The organism is Streptomyces sp. Ru71, assembly GCF_002920535.1.
GTDB lineage: Bacteria > Actinomycetota > Actinomycetes > Streptomycetales > Streptomycetaceae > Streptomyces.
This window is the reverse complement of the sequence record NZ_PQSS01000007.1, coordinates 1-17,442: the sequence shown is the minus strand read 5'-3', so window position 1 is coordinate 17,442 and position 17,442 is coordinate 1. Positions and strand designations below refer to the sequence as shown.

Genomic DNA, 17,442 nt, shown 5'->3' with positions numbered 1-17,442 from the left:
TAACACCTGTGGTCAACGGCGCTGGGGGATACGGGAGATGGCCGAGCCGACCGCATCGGACGCGGTGGCCGACGAGGTCCTGGCCGCCGCGACGGTCCGGATCGCCGACCGGGACGGACACATCGGCGGCCTGGGGGTGGTCATCGCCCCCACCCTGGTGCTGACCTGCGCCCATGTCGTCCTGGGCGCCCTGAACCTGCCGCTGACCCGGCCCGAACCGCCCGACGGGCCGGTGCGGCTGCGTCTGGTCCTGCGCGACGGCGAGGAAACCGAGGCCGTCGTCCGGGACTGGGTGCCGGTGCGCGCCGACGGCACCGGGGACGTCGCCGTCCTGGCCCTGGAACGCCCGCTGGCCGGCGCCCGGCCCGTGCTCATGGTGGCGCCCCGGGACGTGTGGGACCACCAGGCCATCGCGTTCGGACTGCCCCGCGACGACACCGGCGGCGGCTGGCACACCGCCGTGCTGCGCGCCCGCACCAGCACCGGCCGGCTGCAGATGGCGCCCCTCGACGCGCAGTCCGACCCCATCCAGCCCGGCTTCAGCGGCTCACCCGTGTGGGACCGGGAGCTGGGCGCCGTCGTCGGCATCGTCGCCTCGGTGTCCTCCCCGGCGCGCGGGCAGAGCTTCTGCATCCCGACCGCGACCGTGCTGGCCGAAGTGCCCGCGCTGGCCGAACTGCTGGCGCCCGCCTCACCGTTCCCGGGACTGCGCCCCTTCACCGAGGCCGACAGCGCGCACTTCTTCGGGCGGGAGGAGGACGTCGACGCGGTCACCGCTCTGCTGTGCCCCGACGGGCCGCCGGAGGGCTGTGTGACGCTGACCGGACCGTCCGGCTCCGGCAAGTCCTCGCTGCTGCTGGCCGGCCTGCTGCCCCGTCTGAAGGAGCGGGGCACGGACGTCGTCGTCCTGCGCGCCGAGGGCGGCCGGCCGGACGCCGCCGAGGTCACCGCCGTACTCGGGCGGGAACGCCCGCCACACGGCCTGGTGCTGGCCCTCGACCAGGCCGAGGCGCTGCTGCTGCGCCCCGAGGACGACCTGCGCCCGCTCGTCGACGCGCTGCTGGACGCCTGCCGCCGCCCGGGCGTGGGCGTGCTGGTGGTGCTGCGGGCGGACTTCCAGGACGCGGCCCTGCGCCACCCGGAGCTGAGCCGGCTGCTCGGCGGTGCGCCCGCCCACCCGCTGGGCGTGATGACCCGCGAGCAGCTCACCGAGGTGGTCCGGCTGCCGCTGCGGGCCATCCCGGGTGTCGAGTACGACGAGGGGCTGGCCGACCGGCTCGTCGAGGACGCGGCGGGCCGGCCCGGCGCGCTGCCCCTGCTCGGGTTCGTGCTGACCACCCTGTGGGAGCGGCAGGTCGGCGGCCGGCTGCGCCTGGACACCTACCGGGAGCTCGGCGGGGTCGGCGGGGTGCTGAGCAGCCGGGCCGACTCGGCGTGGCGCCGGGCGCTGCGCGACGCACCGCCGCAGGCCGCGGCCGGTCTGCTGCGGGCGCTGATCCAGCTCCCGCCGGGCGGCACCACCCCGCTGCGCGCCCGGCTCGCACGCCGTGACACGGGCGAGGAGCAGTGGGCCATCGCCCGCCGGCTGGCCGAGGCCCGCGTGCTGGTGCTGGGCGCGGACCCCGAGCGGGGCGAGACGGTGGAGCTGGCGCACGAGGCCCTGATCGAGCACTGGCAGCCGCTGGCCGAACAGCTCCAGAACGACCGGGCGTTCCTCACCTGGCGGGACGAACTGCGCTACGACCGCGCCCGCTGGTGGCAGGCCGGCCGGCCGGAGGGCGCGCTGCTGGAGGACCCGGCGCTGGCAACGGCCGAGCGGTGGCTCGCCGAACGCGGCGACGAACTCACCGAGGCCGACCGGGAGTTCATCGCGGCCGGGGTGGCCCTGCGGGAGCGCAAGGAACGGGAGGTGGCGCGGTCCGAGCGGCGCCGGCGCCAGTTGCGGTATCTGGGGATCGTCGTCACCGTCCTCGCGGTCGTCGCGGCGTCGGTCGTCTCCGTGCTCTATCTGAACCTGCTCACCGAGCAACGGCGTCTGGCCTCCGACCGGATGGCCCAGCAGGCCGCCTCCCTCGACGACGTCTCCGTCGTCACCTCCTCCCTCTTCTCCGCCGCCGCCTACCGCAGCGGGGACCGCCCGGACGCGCGCACCTCGCTGCTGGCGCAGTACCTGCGGATGCAGGACGTGGAGCGGGTCGCGCTGGAGGGGCGCGGGGAGGTGGCGGACGTCGCGCTCACCGAGGACGGCGAGCAGCTGTACGCCCGGCTGCGCAACGGCCAGCTCCTGCACGTGGACCTGCGCAAGAAGCCCCGCGCCGATCCCAAGCTGCAGACGAAGCGCGGCAACAACGACCGCACGGCCGTCTCCCCCGACGGGCGGATCATGGCCCGGGCGAGCGACTGGGGGCTCATCTCGCTGGGCGTGCGCACCTCGCCCGGCGCCGGCACGCCGCGGACGGTCGTCCTGCGCGAGGGCGAGCCCGTCGAGAAGAACCCGCGCGGCGTGCACGACCTGCGCTTCGACGGGACCGGGCAGCGCATCCTCGCGGCGATCCCCCGCGAGGGCGTCCTCGTCTGGCGCACCGACACGCACCAGCGCGCCGGCCGCACCCTGGTCCCGCCGAAGGGCTGGGACGCGGCGCAGGCCTGGTTCGGCGCCGACGGCACGGTGGTGGCCAGGATCGTGCCCGCCGGCGCGGACGCGGACGACGAACGCGGCCGGCTGCTCGTCTGGGACCTGGAGCGGGGGACGGTGCAGCGCCCATGGGGCGATCAGGCGGCGGCCTCCGCCACGGTCAGCGGCAACGGGCGGACCCTGGTCACCTGCACCCAGCAGGGGGTGCTGGAGGCCTGGCGGCTGGGCGCGTCGCCGCGCCGGTTCCAGAGCTGGAGCAACAGCGGCTTCCAGGGGCTGTGCCCGCTGTACACGCCCCGGCTCGACGCCTCGGGCCGCTTTCTGATCAACCCGACCGGGCGGATCGGCGCCGACCTGGGCCGGCTGCGCTTCCTCGTGCTGGACCTGGAGCAGGGCTGGCCGGCCACCTTCGACACCCCGGCGGCGGCGCCCGAGGACCAGAACGTCACCGGGCGCCGGTTCGCGCCGGCCGTCGCCCTGGCCGGGCCGCCCGGTCATCTGCGGGCCGCCGTCGGCGTGGGCGGGAGCGTGGTCACCGTTCGGGTCGGGCCGCCCACCCAGTTCGACAGCAACGCCCTGCTCAACCGGGTCCGCACCCCGGACGGGGCCCACCAGCGGATGGCCGTCGTCGACTCCACCTACCGGGGGGTCCAGCTGTGGGACCTGTCCCGGCGGCGGCTGCTGGCCACCGCGCGGGCGTCCCGGCCGCTGGCCGTCCAGCCCGCCGTCTTCAGCCCGGACGGGCGGCGCATGCTGACCCTCGCGTCCGACCAGCGCACGGTCCTGTCCTGGCGGATCAGCGGGGCCCCGGGCGACACGGTGACGCTCACCGAGGAGCACGTCCTTGAGCTGCCCGCCCCGCCCGGCCTCACCGCCTCCGGGCCGGACCCGCTCACCGGGCTCACCCCGTCCTCGGTCAACATGGCCTTCCTGGACGACGGCCACGCGATGATCTCGGCGCTGTCGTACGTCTCGCGCTGGCGGCTGGACACCGGGGCCCTGGACGGCGAGGTCTACCGTCCCTCGGTGCAGGAGCGGTGGCAGCTCGCCAACGAGGCGGCCGCGACGTTCGCCGCGGCGATCCCCGGCACCGCGCGGGCGGTGGTCCGCAAACCGGGCGCCATCGGCAGCTGGGACTTCACCAAGGGCGAGTTCACGACGTGGATCGCGAAGGGCGAGAACGACCGGTCGGTGCGTGCGGTGAGCCTGTCCTCCGACGGCAAGCTGCTCGCCGTGCAGTACTTCGGCGGCGAGGTGCGCCTGTGGGACGTCGAGAAGAAGCGGGACCTGCCCAGGCTCACCTACAACGGGGTGTACTACATCGGCCTCTTCCTCGGCGACCACCTGCTGCACACCACGGGCACGAGCGGTGAGCAGCGGGTGTGGGACGTCGCCGCCGGCCGGGAGGCCTACGGCTACTACGTCGGATACGGCGCCCGGATCTCGCCGAGCGCGGACGGCAGGGCGCTGACGATCGTCGACGGCTCGCGGGTGTCCGTCGTACCGCTGGACCCGAAGCGCTGGGCCGCGCGGCTGTGCGTGCTGGCGGAGCGGGACATGACGGCCGGGGAACGGAAGCTGGCGCCCTCCGGCGGCAGGACGGAGGACGTGTGCCCGGACGCCTAGCGTCGCCCGGGCACCGAGTCGCCGGTCAGCGGCTGGCCTTGGCCAGCTTCAGCGCGTAGTCCGCCCACCACTCGCCCGCCTTCGGGCCGCCCTTGCACTCGCCGTCGGACTCGCCGGGGCGCTTGACCCACAGATAGGCGTCCACCAGCGGGTCGGCCGTCCTCGTCGTCGGCGGCTCGCCCAGCGCCCGGCCCGGCGGGTTGCACCAGCGCTCGCCCGCGTCGCCGCCGCTGTAGGGGCCGTTGCCGTTGCGGCTGGTGTCGATGACGAAGTGCTTGCCGCCGGTCTTCGCCGACAGCTGCTTGCCGTAGGCCAGGGAGTCCTTGGTGGAGTAGAAGTTGGACACGTTGACCGCGAAGCCGTCGGCCTGGTCGACGCCCGCCCACTTCAGCGGCTCGACGACCTGGTCGGGATGGCCCCAGCCGGCGTTGCCCGCGTCCAGGTACACCTTGGTGTTCTTCAGCGACTTCAGCTTGGCGATCGCGCCCTTGAGCAGGTCGTAGCGCTCCTCGTGGAACTCGTCCGGGGTGCAGCCGTCCACCAGGTGCAGCACGGCGTCCGGCTCCAGGATCACCGTGGCGCTGCGGTCGCCGATGCCCTTGGCGACGCCGTCCAGCCAGGTGCGGTAGGTGTCGCCGTCGGCGGCGCCGCCCTGCGAGTACTGGCCGCAGTCGCGGTGCGGGATGTTGTACAGCACCAGCAGCGCGGTGCGGCCGGCCTTGTCGGCGGCCTCGGTGAAGCCGCGCGCCTCCGCCTCCGGGTTCTCCGGGCCGATCCACTCGCCGGTCGGCTGCTCGGCGATCTTGCGGATCTGGTCGGCCTCGGCCTTCCTGCCGTCCTTGAGGTAGGCCGCGACCTGCTGTGCGGCCCTGCCGTCCGGGTTGACCCAGAACGGGTCGGCCTCCTTGGGCTGCTGGGTGATGTTCGCGCCCGCGGCCTTGTCGTCACCGCCCCCGGAGGAGCAGCCGGCGATCAGCAGCGCCGCACCCAGCGCCACTGCCACCCCCCTCTTGCGGTACATCCAACTCCCCCTTGGGTGCACGTCTGTCCAGGGCGCCAATCCTGACATACGACCCGCGACGCCCACGAGGTCGTCCGGGCGGACCGTCGGCGAGCTGTTACAGCCGGCTGCCGGTCAGGTACGCCGACACGATCACATTGGCGGTGTAACTGCGGTCGGCCCGGTCGAAGGTGCCGCCGCAGGTGATCAGCCGCAGTTCGGCGCGTCCGGGCCGGCGGGGGCCGTAGGCGCGGTGGGCGTCGAAGTGGTCGCGCGGCAGGACCTCGACGTCCTCGACGGTGAACTCGGTGACGTGTCCGTCGGCGCGGACCACCCGGACCGTGCTGCCCGGCCTGAGCGTGCCGAGCCGGTGGAAGACGGCCGGGCGGGTCTCGGTGTCCACATGACCCACCATCAGGGCGGTCCCGGGCGCCCCCGGCGCCGCGCCGCCCGCGTACCAGCCGACCACCGCCGCCCGGTCGAACGGCGGCGCCTCGATGGCGCCGTCCGCGTCCAGGCCGCTCTCCACGACCGGCGCCTGCACGCCCAGGTCGGGGATGTCGATGCGCTGCGGCACGGCCCCCCTCAGCGGCCGGGCGGCCGGGGGCAGGTGCACCGGCGCGGGCCGGCCGGCGGCGGCCAGGTCCCCGGTGGCCGGCGCGGGCACGCCGTGGCGTACGTCGGTGACCTTCATGCCCCACAGCCACAGCCCGAGCAGCAGCACCGCCCAGGCGGCGCCCATGAGCAGGCGCGCGGCGCCGGAGGAGCGTTCGGTGTCCGCCATGGTCAGTGCGTCCCGCGGCTCCGGCGGGCGACGCCGCGCGCGACCACCGCGGTCCCGGCGACGCCGGCCAGTACCAGGCCCATGACGGTGTGCCCGGTGCCGGGCCCGTCGGCGCGGGTGTCGGCGGCGGTCAGCGGGGCGGTGAGCGGGGCGGTGCCGCCGCCGCCCGCGTGGACGGGGGCGACGGGGGAGGCGGGTGCGGCGGGCGCTTCCGTGGGCCGTGCCGGGTGGTCCGTCCCGCCGGGCCGGACGACGGTGATCCTCCCTCGGAGCGTGCGCCCGGCGCAGGCGACCTTCACGTCGTAGGCGCCCGGTGCCACGGCGGAGCGGACCTTGGTCTCCCCGGCCAGGGTGCCGTCGGCGCCGGCCAGGTGGGCGTCGGCGACGAAGGCGGTGGAGGCGGCGGTGGCCGTGCCGCCGGTGCAGCCGCGCACCGTCAGCGTCACATCGGCACCGGGGGCGGGCGAGGACGGGGTCACCGAGACGCCGCCCGCGTCCGCCGCATGGGCCGCCGCGTACGCCGTCGGGGTCAGCGCGGCGGCGGCCATCGCCGCGCCTGCACAGAGAGTGACTTTGAGTGAGCCCATCGTGTACCTCCAGTTATCTGGAGGCTCCCCGTCCGGACCCGCCCACGCATCCGCAGGAGCGGCGAGATTACTCCGTCCGGGTGATGTTCCCGGGCCCCGTGTCAGACCAGATCGACCAGGTCGGCGATGGAGTCGACCACCTGCGAGGGGCGGAACGGGTAGCGGTCCACGTCGGCGGGCCGGGTGACGCCGGTGAGGACCAGGAAGGTGCGCATCCCGGCCTCCAGACCCGCGAGCACGTCGGTGTCCATGCGGTCGCCGATCATCGCGGAGTGCTCGGAGTGAGCACCGATCGCGTTCAGCCCGGCCCGCATCATCAGCGGGTTGGGCTTGCCGACGAAGTAGGGCTTCTTGCCGGTCGCGGCGGTGATCAGCGCGGCCACCGAACCGGTGGCGGGCAGGTCGCCCTCGGTGGACGGGCCGACGTTGTCGGGGTTGGTGGCGATGAACCGGGCGCCGCCGTTGATCAGCCGGACGGCCTTGGTGAGGGCCTCGAAGGAGTAGGTGCGGGTCTCGCCGAGAATCACGAAGTCCGGCTCGTGGTCGGTGAGGATGTAGCCGATGTCGTGCAGCGCGGTGGTCAGGCCCGCCTCGCCGATGACGTAGGCGCTGCCGCCGGGCCGCTGGTCGTCCAGGAACTGGGCGGTGGCCAGGGCCGAGGTCCAGATGTTCTCCACCGGCACGTCCAGGCCCATGCGCCGCAGCCGGGCGTGCAGGTCACGGGCGGTGTACATGGAGTTGTTGGTGAGCACAAGGAAGGGCCGGCCGGACTCGCGCAGCTTCTTCAGGAAGGCGTCGGCACCGGGGATCGGCACTCCCTCGTGGATCAGGACGCCGTCCATGTCGGTGAGCCACGACTCGATGGGCTTGCGGTCTGCCATGTGCTGCGTCTCCTGCGTACGTACGGTCCTACACGGGCTGGGGGCGCCGGAACCACGGCGTACCGACGCCCCCAGCCTAATCAGCCGTTGCCGATCTCGACCCCGTCAGGACTGCGTGATCTTCACACCGTCGACCACCCAGTACCAGTTGTTGCCGCCGGTGTAACGGAAGCGGACGCGGACGGTGCCGGCGCCCGCCGGCACCTGCAGGGTGAGCCTCTCGGTGCGCGAGGGCACGTCGGCGGTGTACGTCCGCACGCTCACCGGGGTGCCGTCGTCGTAGGACACGAGCACCTCGCCCTTCTGCGGGGCCTCCTGCCGGTAGAAGGTGGTGTACGTCAGGGTGGCAGCGCGCCCGCCGGTGACCGGGTACGCCGGGCTGACCAGGGTGGAGTCGAAGGTGCCGGTGACGGCCTTGTCGCTCCACTCGTCGCCGTCGGCGACCGCGAAGACGTTCCGGGCGCGGACGTTGCACTCGCGGTTCTGGTCGCGCTGGGCCTGGGTCCAGAACTCGTCCGTGGTGAAGGACCATCCGCGCCACTCGGTGACCCCGCCGCCGCCCATCGCGGAGTTGTCCACCGACCAGCCCGGCGGCGGGGTGTGGGTGAAGCCGGCCGGCCCGGCCGGGATGCCGGTCTCGTCGGCCCGGGTCGCCAGCTGACCGCGCAGGGCGTCGAAGTCGTCCGGGGCCGGCTGCTGGACGGGGCGGCCGTCCAGGTCCCAGGCGGGGTCGAGCGCGATGCCGAGGTGGGCGAGCGCGGAGGCGGCGACGTCCGGCATCTTCACGTCGTGGCGGACCGAGCCGGGCGCCAGGGTGGGACCGGTGGCGATGAGGAAGGTCTGGCGTTCGGCGAGCGTGGAGCCGCCGTGGCCGCCGGCGTCGGTGTGCCCGTGGTCGGCGGTGACCATGATCAGCCAGTCCTCGTCCGGGTACGCCGGCCGGGCCTTGACGGCCGCGACGATCTGGCCGACCTGCGCGTCGGCGGTGTGGATGGCGTCCAGGTACTGCTGGGAGGCGGCGCCGTAGCTGTGGCCGGCGTGGTCGATGCCGTCGAGCTGCACGAACACGGCGTCCGGGTCGCCGCTCCGCAGCTTGTCGACCGCGCGGGCGGTGGTGCCGGTGTCGTACTCGCTGCTCGGGGTGGAGACCCGGGTGTCGGCCTTCGCCGAGAACACGGTGTCGGTGATCGGCGCCCAGGAGGAGACCGCGTACGTCGACAGGTCGGGCCGCGCGGTCTCGACGCGGGTGACGAAGTCGGGGTACCGGTCGAACCGGTTGCCGGTGAAGGTGTTGTCCTTGACGTTGTGCTTGTCGGGCCAGACGCCGGTGATGAGCGTGGACCAGCCCGGGCCGGACAGGGTGGACGCGAGCGGGTTGGCGTAGATGCTGCTCGGCGCGGTGAGACCGGCCGCCATCAGGGCGTCCAGGTTCGGCGCGTCGGCGTCCTTGATCCGGCTCAGCAGGGCCCCGTCCAGACCGATGACCAGCACCTTCGGGGTGCGGCCGGCGGCGCGGGCGGTGGCGGTGAGGGGGCCGGCGGCGACGGCGAGGGCCGCGGCGGAGACGAGGAGGGTGCGGCGGGAGGGGTGGGGCGACACGGGATCCTCCGGGGTGGGGTGCGGTGGGTACCGCAGGGGCTGGCGGGTGCGTGCGGGCATGGCAACGCCCCCGGTGGTGCCAGGGGCGGTGCGGAGGGTGCTCGGGGTGCTGCGCCGGTCAGCTGCCGGTGGCGGACTTCCAGTCCTCGACGTACGCGGTGAGGTTCTTGTCGATGTCGGCCCAGTCGGGCTCGAAGACCTCCACGCCGTCCATCAGCTTGGCCAGCGCGATCGCGTTGGCGTCGGTGGCCTTGACGTCGGTGCGGGCGCTGAAGCCGCCGCCGATCTCGCTGACCTGCTGCTGGGCGGTCTGGCCGAGCATGAAGTCGAGCAGCTTCCTGCCGTTCTCGCTGTGCGGGGCCTTGGTGACCAGGCCGGCCGCGTAGGGCAGCGCGAAGGTGGTGGGCTTGCCGTCCTCGCCGGCCGGGAACCAGATGCCGAGGTTCGGCATGGTCTTGGACTGGGCGTGGTTCATCTGCACATCGCCGTTGGCGACGAGGAGTTCGCCCTTGTCGACCTTCGGCGCGAGCTTGCCGGTGGAGGCGGACGGGCCGACGTTGTTGGCCTGGAGCTTGCCCAGGTAGTCCAGGGCGGGCTGCTTGCCGCCGAAGTCGTGCATGGCCTTGATGAGGACGGCGGTGCCGTCGCCGGCAACGCCGGGCGTGGAGTACTGGAGCTTGTTCTTGTACTTGGCGTCCAGCAGTTCCTGCCAGGTCTTCGGGGCCTGCGTCAGCTCCTTCTTGTTGTAGACGAAGCCGAAGTAGTTGTTGACGACGGCGGTCCAGGTGCCGTCGGCCGCCTTGTCGGCGCCGCTGACCTGTGCGGAGCCCTGCGGCGCGTACTTCTGCAGCAGGCCCTTGCCGTCCGCCTGCTGGATGAACGGCGGCAGGGTGACCAGCACATCGGCCTGCGGGTTGCTCTTCTCGCGGGCGGCGCGCTGCACCATCTCGCCGGAGCCGCCCTCGACGTACTTGACCTTGATGCCGGTCTGCTTCTCGAAGTCCTTGAAGACGCGGTCGTACCAGCCGTCGCCGTTCTCGCCCTTGAGTCCGTCGGCGCTGTAGACGGTGACGGCCTTGTCGTCGGCGGCGGAGCCTGTGCAGGCGGTGAGCAGCGGGGCCGCGACGACCAGTGCGGCGAGGGCGGTGGCGACCTTGAGGGTGTTTCTGGGCATGGCGAGGCCAACTCCAGGTGTCTGCGGGGTTTTTGTGCGGGTCAGCGGTAGGAGGCTTTGCGCGGTCAGCGATAGGTGGCTTTGGTGCGGACGCGGGAGACGGCGAACAGCGCGAGCAGCGTCGCCGCCATGAGCACCACCGCGACGGCGGACCCGGCGAACAGGGCGCCGCGGTCGGTGGCCGCGTAGATCAGGACGGGCAGCGGGGTCCAGTCGGGCGGGTAGAGCATCATCGTGGCGCTCAGCTCGCCCATGGACAGGGCGAAGCACAGCCCGGCGGCTGCGGTGAGCGAGGGCAGCAGCAGCGGCAGCCGGACCCGCCACAGAACGTACGCGGGACGGGCGCCGAGGGAGGCGGCGGCCTGCTCGTAGACCGGGTCGAGGCGGCGGATCGCGGCGGACACCGACTGGTGGGCGAAGGCGGTGACCAGCACGGTGTGGGCGACGATCACGATCCAGCGGGTGCCGTTGAGCAGCAGCGGCGGCTTGGAGAAGGCGACCAGGACGGACAGCCCGACGACCACGGAGGGCACGGCCACGGGGAGGACGAACAGGGCGTCCATGAGCCGGCGTTGCCGTCGTCCGAGCGCCGCGCCGGCCAGCGCCGCCCAGGTGCCGGCGGCCAGGGCGAGCAGGCTGGCGGCCAGCGCGGTGAGCAGGCTGGTGGTGAGCGCCTGGAGGGCCTCGCCGCGGGTCGCGGACCGGTAGTGGGCGGTGGTGAGGCCCGAGGGCAGGACGCTCGACCAGTGGGTGGCGAAGGACGCGCCGAGGACGACGAGCAGGGGCAGCGCGAACAGCGGCAGGAACAGGACCCAGAAGACGGCCCAGACGGCCGCCTTCCCCTTGCGGCTATGCACCAGCACGACGGCTCACCACACGGTACAGGCCGTACAGGCCCACGGACAGAAGGACGTTGACGACAGCGACCACGCACGCCCCCGGATAGTCGGACTCCAGGATCGCCTTGCCGTAGACGAGGGTCGGCAGGGTGGTGACGCCCTTGGCGCCGGTGAAGAGCACGATGCCGAACTCGTTCAGGCACAGCACCAGCACGAGGCTGCCGCCGGCGGCCAGCGCGGGCAGCGCCTCCGGCCAGATCACCTGCCGGACGATGCGGGGCGCGCGGGCGCCCAGGGAACTGGCCGCCTCCAGCTGGGCGGTGTCGAGCTGGGCGAACGCGGCGAGCAGCGGCCGCATGACGAAGGGGGTGAAGTAGGTGACCTCCGCCAGCAGCACCCCCCAGGGCGTGGCCAGGAACTGAAGGGAGCCGACCATCCCCGTGGTGCCGTAGATGAACAGCAGCGCCAGCGTGATCAGGAAGGACGGGAAGGACAGGTAGACGTCGATGAACCGCGCCACCGCTCTCGCCCCGGGGAACGGTACGAAGGCGATGACCAGCGCGAGCAGGAACCCGAGCACCAGGCATCCGGCGGTCGACCCCAGCGCCAGCCAGACCGTGGTCCACAGCGCGCGCCGGAACGCCGGGGAGGCGAGGACGTCGGCGTAGGGCTGCAGCGAGGCCCCGCCGCCGTCCGGCCGGAAGGACTGCTGGACGACGAGGGCGAGGGGGTAGAGGAAGAAGAGGGAGAGGAGGGCCACCGGGGGGAGGGCCCACCACAGGCGCCTACTCATCGGCGACTCCGGCGGGCAGCAGCACCGCGTCCTCGGCGGCGAAGTGGAGGATCACCGCGTCCCCGAGCGCCGGCGGAGCCTTCAGCTCCCGTACGTCGGCGGTCAGCGTGTGCCCGTCGACGTCGACGTACAGCCGGTGGGTGGCCCCCCGCCACTGGATCTCCCGCAGGGTGCCGGTGAGCCGGTTGGGTCCGTCGCCCAAGCCCACCAGATGGGGCCGTACGCACAGGGTGGCCCGCGCCCCGGCGGCCGCGCCCGCCGTGTCGACCCGCACCTTGGTGCCCGCGAAGTCGGCGCCCTCGGCTGCCACGGTGACCGGCAGCAGGTTGGCGTTGCCGACGAAGGACGCCGTGAACGCGTCGGCCGGCGCCCGGTACAGCTGTCCGGGCGTGCCGCAGGCCTGGAGCCGCGCGTTGTCCATGACCGCGATCCGGTCGGCGAGGGTGAGCGCCTCGACCTGGTCGTGGGTGACGTACAGCATCGACACCTCGGGCAGTTCGCGGTGCAGCCGGGCCAGTTCGGTGAGCATCCCGGAGCGCAGCCGGGCGTCCAGCGCGGACAGCGGTTCGTCCAGCAGCAGCACCGAGGGGCGGATCGCGAGCGCGCGGGCGATGGCGACGCGCTGCTGCTGTCCGCCGGACAGCTCGCGCGGGTGGCGCCGGGCGTAGCCGGCCATGCCGACCATCTCCAGCGCCTCGGCGACCCGGGTGCGGATCTCGGCCCTGGCGACCTTGCGGGCCCTGAGTCCGAAGGCGACGTTGTCCTCGACCCGCAGGTGCGGGAAGAGGGCGTAGCTCTGGACGACCATGCCGATGCCGCGCCGGTGCGGCGGCAGTTCGGTGACGTCCCGGCCGCCGAGGTGGACGCGCCCGGCGGCGGGCCGTACGAACCCGGCGACCGCCCGCAGCGCGGTGGTCTTGCCGGATCCGGACGGCCCGAGCAGCGCCATGACCTCGCCGGGTTCGACGGTGAGGTCGAGGGCGTCGAGGACGACGTTCCCGTCGTAGGCGACGGTGACGTTCTCGAAGCGGATGCCGCTGGTCACGCGAGCGCTCCCGGCAACTGGGCCACCGAGTCCAGGACATGGGTGGCGCCGGCCGCACGCAGCGCGTCCGCGTCGTGCGCGCCGGTGAGCACACCGGCGACGACGGCGGCTCCCGCGCGGACCCCGCTGAGCATGTCGTACGAGGTGTCGCCGACGACCGCGATCTGGCGGACGTCGTCGGCGGCCCCGGTACGCAGGAACGCCTCCAGCACCATGTCGGGGTAGGGCCGCCCGCGCCCGCCGGCGTCGGCCGGGCACAGGGTGAGCGGCACCAGGTCGTGCCAGCCGAGCGCGCCGAGGACGGCGTCCTGGGTGGCGCGGGCGAAGCCGGTGGTCAGCACGACGGTGCGGCCGGTGGCCTGGATCCGTTCGACGGCCTCGCGGGCGCCGGGGACCGGGGCGACCCGGCCGGCGTCGACGAGGTCGCCGTACGCCTTCTCGAAGGCGGTGTTGGCGCGCTGGGCGAGGTCTTCCGCGCCGAACAGGTGCCGGAAGACGGAGATCTTCGACTCGCCCATGGTGGCCCGCACGTAGGCGAGCTTGTCGGCGTGGTCGGGGGTGCCGGGCTCGACGCCCAGTTCGGCGGCGGCCGCCTCGAAGGCCTGCTCGACGAGGCCGCCGTCGGCGACGGTGGTGCCGGCCATGTCGAGGACGACGAGACGGATGTCGGGGCTGGTCATACGGTTCACCACTTCAGTTCGTTCGCGGTGGTCTCGGCTATCGCGGGCGAGCAGGTCATGCCGCGCCCGCCGGGCCCGGTGACCAGCCACACGCCCTCGCGCACCTGCTGTCGGTGCACGACCCGGCGCGGGTCGGTGCACTGGGCGTACACCCCGGCCCAGCGGCGCCGGATGCGCGGCAGCGGCCGGGCCAGCAGGGACTCCACGACCCCGGTGAGGTGGTCGTAGGGGTCCTCGACGGTGTCGAAGGCGAAGGGGTGCTCGTACTCGTGGGTGTCGCCGATGGTGAGCCCGCCGTCGGCGCGCTGGACCATCAGCAGCTGCATGCGGTGCTCGGCGGCCGTCTCGGGCTGCGGCCGGCGGGCGTTGAGCTCGTCCAGCTGCGGGGAGGCGTAGGCCGGGTAGTAGCGGAAGCTGTCGGCGTCGGCGACCGAGGTGGGCAGGGTCTCGCCGAGCGGGTCGGTCTGCATCATCTGCAGCCGCACCCGGCGCACGGGCAGATCGGGTCCGGCCAGCTCGCGCACGAGGCCGCCGAGCCAGGCGCCGGTGGCCAGGACGACGACGTCGGCGCGGTGCACGTCGCCGTGGTCGTCGCGGACGGCGTTGTCGCCGATCACCTCGCGGACCTCGCGGCCCGGCAGGAAGGTGTACAGCGGGGACTTCGCCAGCTCGGCGCGCAGGGCGAGCTGCGCGGTGCGCGGCTCGACGGCGGCGTCGCGCTCGCAGTACAGGGCCGCGGTGAACTCGCCGCGCAGGGCGGGGTTCAGAGCGCGCGCCTCGTCCGGGGTGAGCAGCTTGTAGCCGCGGGCCGGAGCGTCCGCGCGGGCCACCGCCGCCTCGGCGACGGCGAGTTCGAGGTCGCCGCACACGGGGGTCAGCGAGCCGTTGGGGCGGAAGCCGAGCGCGGGCACCCGGGCGCCGATCTCCTCCCACAGCTCGCGCGCCCGCAGCGCGGTCTCCAGCTCTTCCCCTCCCGCGCGGCCACTGACCCAGATCTGGCCGAAGTTGCGCAGCGACGCACCGCGCGCCTCGCTCTCGCGTTCGATCTGGACGACCTCATGGCCGCGCTGGACTGCTTGCCAGGCGTGCATGGTCCCGACCACGCCGCCTCCGACGACTGTCACTCTCACGGCGGTCACGCTCCTCTCGCTCGGGGAACCGGAAGGGTCCGGCTGCCAACGAGAGCGTGAACGAGCCATCACGTTTGGGCTAGACCCGTTATCTTTTCGTTACCGTTTACCTCGGGAGTGATCGTCGATGGATTTCAGCCACGCAGATGCGTCGTGAACGAGAACCGGTCCCCCCGGTACAGGCTGCGCACCCGCTCCAGCGGCCGGCCCTGCGCGTCCCGGGAGACGCGGTGGATCAGCAGCATCGGCAGCGCCGGCGGCGTGCCGATCAGCAGGGCCTCGCGCGGCGTGGCCAGCACGGTCTCGATCCGTTCGTCGGCGTCGCCGAACGCGATCCCGCGGGACTTCAGATAGCCGTAGAAGGAGGAGTCCGGCTCGAAGTCGGCGTCCAGGTCGGGCACCCGGGCCACGGCGACATAGGTGCTCTCCAGGCCGACCCGCTCGTCGTCGGCGAGCAGCACCCGCTCCAGGTGCCAGACCGGCTCACCGCGCGTCAGCCCGGTCTCGGCGGCCAGCGCCTGCGGGCAGGGGAAGCGGTCCAGGGTGACGAGGCTGCGGCCGGGGGTGCGCCCCTGCCGCCGTACGCCCTCGGTGTAACTGGCCAGCGACAGCGGCTGCTCCAGCTTGGGCCCGGCGACCACGGTCCCCCGGCCCCGCCGGCGCAGCTTGCCCTCCAGCACCAGCTCGCGCAGTGCCTGCCGGACGGTCTCCCGGGCCACGTCGTACCGCTCGGCCAGGTCGCGCTCGGTGGGGATGACGCGGCCCTCGCCCAGCTCGGCGACGAGACGGTCGATGCGCGCCTTGACCGCGTAGTACTTCGGGATGCGCCCGTGCTCGGGGATGCCGGAGCGCACCGGTGCGCCGGGGGCCTGGTCGTTGGGGTAGCCGTGGGGCTGGTCGTTCGGGTTGTCCACGCCAGGATCGTCGCAGACGGGGCGGTCCGGCTCAGCGGCGCCTCCGCAGCGTCAGCAGGGCCGCGCCGGCCAGCAGCAGTGCGGCGGTGGCGGCGAGGACACCGTCGGCGATGCCGGTGCGGGCCAGCTCGTCGGCGAACAGGGTGCCGGGGGGCTTGGCCGAGGCGGAGGCCGAGGGGGTGCTGGAGGGGGTGGTGGAGGGCTCGCCGGGAGCGGTGGGTGCGCCGGTCGGGTCGGTCCCGGTGCCGGTCTCCGCCGGGGGCCGTGCCGCGTTCCGTACGGTGAAGCGGTAGTCGTTCGACTGGCCCACCCAGTCGCCGTCGTCCTCGTGCCGTTGAACGACCGCCGCCTCGGCGGTGACCTCGTTGGGTACGGCGTCGGGGGCGAACGCCAGCCGCACCTTCACCGTGAGCGTGCGGCGCGGCCCGACGCTGAACCCCGGGAAGCCGTCCGTCTCCCCGAACGCGCCGACCAGTTCGTCCTCGTCGGTCGTCTCGAACCGTACGGCGCGCAGGCGCCGGCCGTCGTGGAAGTCCAGCCGCGGCTGAGCGGCCGTCAGGGCGTGCCGGTCGTCGACCAGGACGACCACCGGGTGGACGGCGATGCAGGTGCCGCCGGTGGTGTTCGTCAGGTCGAGGTACCAGACGCCGTACCCGCCACCCGCCTCGTACGCCGCGGGGCCTCCGCGGATGCGGGCGCGCAGGGGGAAGTCGGGGGAGTCGGAACCGGCGCAGGTCGGGTCGGCGGCGCGAGCGGGGACGGGCGGGGCCGCGTGCGCGGGGGCCGTGAGGGCGGGTAACGGCAGCAGGGGCAGCAGCGTGGCGGCTGCCGCCGCGGGGACGAGGGAAGGCGGAAACAGTCGCATGATCACATGAGTCTGGGGGGTGGGGCGGCGGCTGCGGCGCAGGCGTACCGAGGGGTGCCTCGAACGGCCGAGGCGGCCCACCCGGGCGGTCCCGGGGCCGGGAGGCCGGGGCTTCGGCCGAGCCGTCGAGCAGCGCGCCGGGGAGGCCCGTCTGGCCGGCCCGGACGCCGGGGAATGCACGGCCTCGGGCGACCCGCCGGGCAGCGCGCCCGGGGGAACCAGGGCTTCGGTCGGACCCGCCGGGCAGCGCGCCGGGGAGGCCAGGGCCTCGGCCGAGCCGCCGGGCAGTTCACCGGAGGGCCAGGGTCTCGGCCGAGGGACGGATGCCAACAGAAGGGGCGCGGGGAACTGCGCGACCAGCCCCCCACGCCCCGAAAGCCGCCCAGCGAGCAGCACGCCCGGGAGGCCAGGGCCTCAGCCGAGCCGCCGAGCAGCACACCGCGGAGGCGGCCAGGGCCTCGGCCGAGCCGCCGGGCAGCGCGCTGGAGGCGAGGGCCGTGATCGACCCGGCGTCGCCTCACCCGTCCCGTCGCCCGAACACCGGCCCCAGCACCAGGTGCCCCGCGCCCGCGGCGACGCCCCACTCGCCGCCCCCGGCGACCCGTACCGGCACCGCCCCGTCGGGTGCCCCCTCGCGCTCGGCCCGCTCCTGAAGCACCTCGGCGACACCGCGCACGAACGTCTCCGCCGCCCGCGCCACGACCCGTCCGCCGAGCAGCACCCCGTCGATGTCCAGCAGCCCCACCAGGTTGGCCGCCCCGGCGCCCAGCACCCGGGCCGCCTCGGCCACGTCCCCGCGCCGCACCGCCCCCAGGCACAGCACCTCGACGCACCCGCGGTTGCCGCACCCGCACACCGGCCCGTCCAGCTGGATCACCTGGTGTCCGAAC

14 protein-coding genes and 1 pseudogene are annotated in these 17,442 nt (G+C 74.0%); 1 reads left to right on the top strand and 14 read right to left on the bottom strand.

Annotation, left to right across the window (positions count from 1 at the left end; all coding sequences use genetic code 11):
• Positions 1–37 precede the first annotated feature (37 nt).
• Positions 38–4,261, top strand: a complete 4,224-nt coding sequence (locus tag C3489_RS06405) for a trypsin-like peptidase domain-containing protein (protein WP_103780769.1) — start codon at positions 38–40, stop codon at positions 4,259–4,261.
• A 25-nt stretch (positions 4,262–4,286) separates the two neighbouring features.
• On the opposite strand, the gene C3489_RS06400 is transcribed toward C3489_RS06405, so the two are convergent.
• From C3489_RS06400 to C3489_RS06335, 14 genes and pseudogenes are all read right to left on the bottom strand, one after another.
• Positions 4,287–5,282: a glycoside hydrolase family 6 protein gene (locus C3489_RS06400; protein WP_103780767.1), complete on the bottom strand. Its 996-nt coding sequence runs from the start codon at positions 5,280–5,282 to the stop codon at positions 4,287–4,289.
• Between the two features lie 97 nt (positions 5,283–5,379).
• Positions 5,380–6,045 (bottom strand): class F sortase, encoded by a 666-nt coding sequence (locus tag C3489_RS06395; protein WP_103780766.1) that lies wholly within the window; start codon positions 6,043–6,045, stop codon positions 5,380–5,382.
• Between the two features lie 2 nt (positions 6,046–6,047).
• Positions 6,048–6,632, bottom strand: a complete 585-nt coding sequence (locus C3489_RS06390) for a hypothetical protein (protein WP_103780764.1) — start codon at positions 6,630–6,632, stop codon at positions 6,048–6,050.
• 101 nt (positions 6,633–6,733) lie between these two features.
• Positions 6,734–7,513 (bottom strand): HAD-IIA family hydrolase, encoded by a 780-nt coding sequence (locus tag C3489_RS06385; protein ID WP_103780762.1) that lies wholly within the window; start codon positions 7,511–7,513, stop codon positions 6,734–6,736.
• Between the two features lie 105 nt (positions 7,514–7,618).
• Complete coding sequence (locus tag C3489_RS06380; protein ID WP_103780761.1) at positions 7,619–9,172, bottom strand: alkaline phosphatase family protein; 1,554 nt, start codon at positions 9,170–9,172, stop codon at positions 7,619–7,621.
• Positions 9,173–9,230: 58 nt separating this feature from the next.
• Entirely contained in the window at positions 9,231–10,286 is a 1,056-nt protein-coding gene (locus C3489_RS06375) for a 2-aminoethylphosphonate ABC transporter substrate-binding protein (protein WP_103780759.1), read from the bottom strand.
• Positions 10,287–10,351: 65 nt separating this feature from the next.
• Positions 10,352–11,149, bottom strand: a complete 798-nt coding sequence (locus C3489_RS06370; protein ID WP_103780757.1) for an ABC transporter permease — start codon at positions 11,147–11,149, stop codon at positions 10,352–10,354.
• Positions 11,136–11,918, bottom strand: a complete 783-nt coding sequence (locus tag C3489_RS06365) for a 2-aminoethylphosphonate ABC transporter permease subunit (RefSeq protein WP_103780756.1) — start codon at positions 11,916–11,918, stop codon at positions 11,136–11,138. The genes C3489_RS06370 and C3489_RS06365 overlap by 14 nt, the downstream gene beginning before the upstream one ends.
• Positions 11,911–12,963 (bottom strand): ABC transporter ATP-binding protein, encoded by a 1,053-nt coding sequence (locus C3489_RS06360; RefSeq protein ID WP_103780754.1) that lies wholly within the window; start codon positions 12,961–12,963, stop codon positions 11,911–11,913. The genes C3489_RS06365 and C3489_RS06360 overlap by 8 nt, the downstream gene beginning before the upstream one ends.
• Positions 12,960–13,643: a phosphonatase-like hydrolase gene (locus tag C3489_RS06355; RefSeq protein ID WP_103780752.1), complete on the bottom strand. Its 684-nt coding sequence runs from the start codon at positions 13,641–13,643 to the stop codon at positions 12,960–12,962. The genes C3489_RS06360 and C3489_RS06355 overlap by 4 nt, the downstream gene beginning before the upstream one ends.
• A 5-nt stretch (positions 13,644–13,648) precedes the next feature.
• A complete protein-coding gene (locus tag C3489_RS06350) occupies positions 13,649–14,734 on the bottom strand; it encodes a TIGR03364 family FAD-dependent oxidoreductase (protein WP_258054595.1) in 1,086 nt (361 codons plus the stop codon).
• Between the two features lie 173 nt (positions 14,735–14,907).
• Positions 14,908–15,687, bottom strand: a complete 780-nt coding sequence (locus C3489_RS06345; protein WP_103780751.1) for a GntR family transcriptional regulator — start codon at positions 15,685–15,687, stop codon at positions 14,908–14,910.
• Positions 15,688–15,718: 31 nt separating this feature from the next.
• Entirely contained in the window at positions 15,719–16,552 is an 834-nt protein-coding gene (locus tag C3489_RS06340; RefSeq protein WP_103780749.1) for a hypothetical protein, read from the bottom strand.
• 517 nt (positions 16,553–17,069) lie between these two features.
• Positions 17,070–17,442, bottom strand: a pseudogene (locus tag C3489_RS06335) (ROK family transcriptional regulator); the annotation flags it as partial.

Excerpts from the sequence above, each read along its gene's own strand:
- C3489_RS06405 (WP_103780769.1), top strand. The coding sequence starts at position 38 with ATGGCCGAGCCGACCGCATCGGACGCGGTGGCCGACGAGGTCCTGGCC.
- C3489_RS06400 (WP_103780767.1), bottom strand. The coding sequence starts at position 5,282 with ATGTACCGCAAGAGGGGGGTGGCAGTGGCGCTGGGTGCGGCGCTGCTG.
- C3489_RS06395 (WP_103780766.1), bottom strand. The coding sequence starts at position 6,045 with ATGGCGGACACCGAACGCTCCTCCGGCGCCGCGCGCCTGCTCATGGGC.
- C3489_RS06390 (WP_103780764.1), bottom strand. The coding sequence starts at position 6,632 with ATGGGCTCACTCAAAGTCACTCTCTGTGCAGGCGCGGCGATGGCCGCC.
- C3489_RS06385 (WP_103780762.1), bottom strand. The coding sequence starts at position 7,513 with ATGGCAGACCGCAAGCCCATCGAGTCGTGGCTCACCGACATGGACGGC.
- C3489_RS06380 (WP_103780761.1), bottom strand. The coding sequence starts at position 9,172 with ATGCCCGCACGCACCCGCCAGCCCCTGCGGTACCCACCGCACCCCACC.
- C3489_RS06375 (WP_103780759.1), bottom strand. The coding sequence starts at position 10,286 with ATGCCCAGAAACACCCTCAAGGTCGCCACCGCCCTCGCCGCACTGGTC.
- C3489_RS06365 (WP_103780756.1), bottom strand. The coding sequence starts at position 11,918 with ATGAGTAGGCGCCTGTGGTGGGCCCTCCCCCCGGTGGCCCTCCTCTCC.
- C3489_RS06355 (WP_103780752.1), bottom strand. The coding sequence starts at position 13,643 with ATGACCAGCCCCGACATCCGTCTCGTCGTCCTCGACATGGCCGGCACC.
- C3489_RS06350 (WP_258054595.1), bottom strand. The coding sequence starts at position 14,734 with ATGCACGCCTGGCAAGCAGTCCAGCGCGGCCATGAGGTCGTCCAGATC.
- C3489_RS06340 (WP_103780749.1), bottom strand. The coding sequence starts at position 16,552 with ATGCGACTGTTTCCGCCTTCCCTCGTCCCCGCGGCGGCAGCCGCCACG.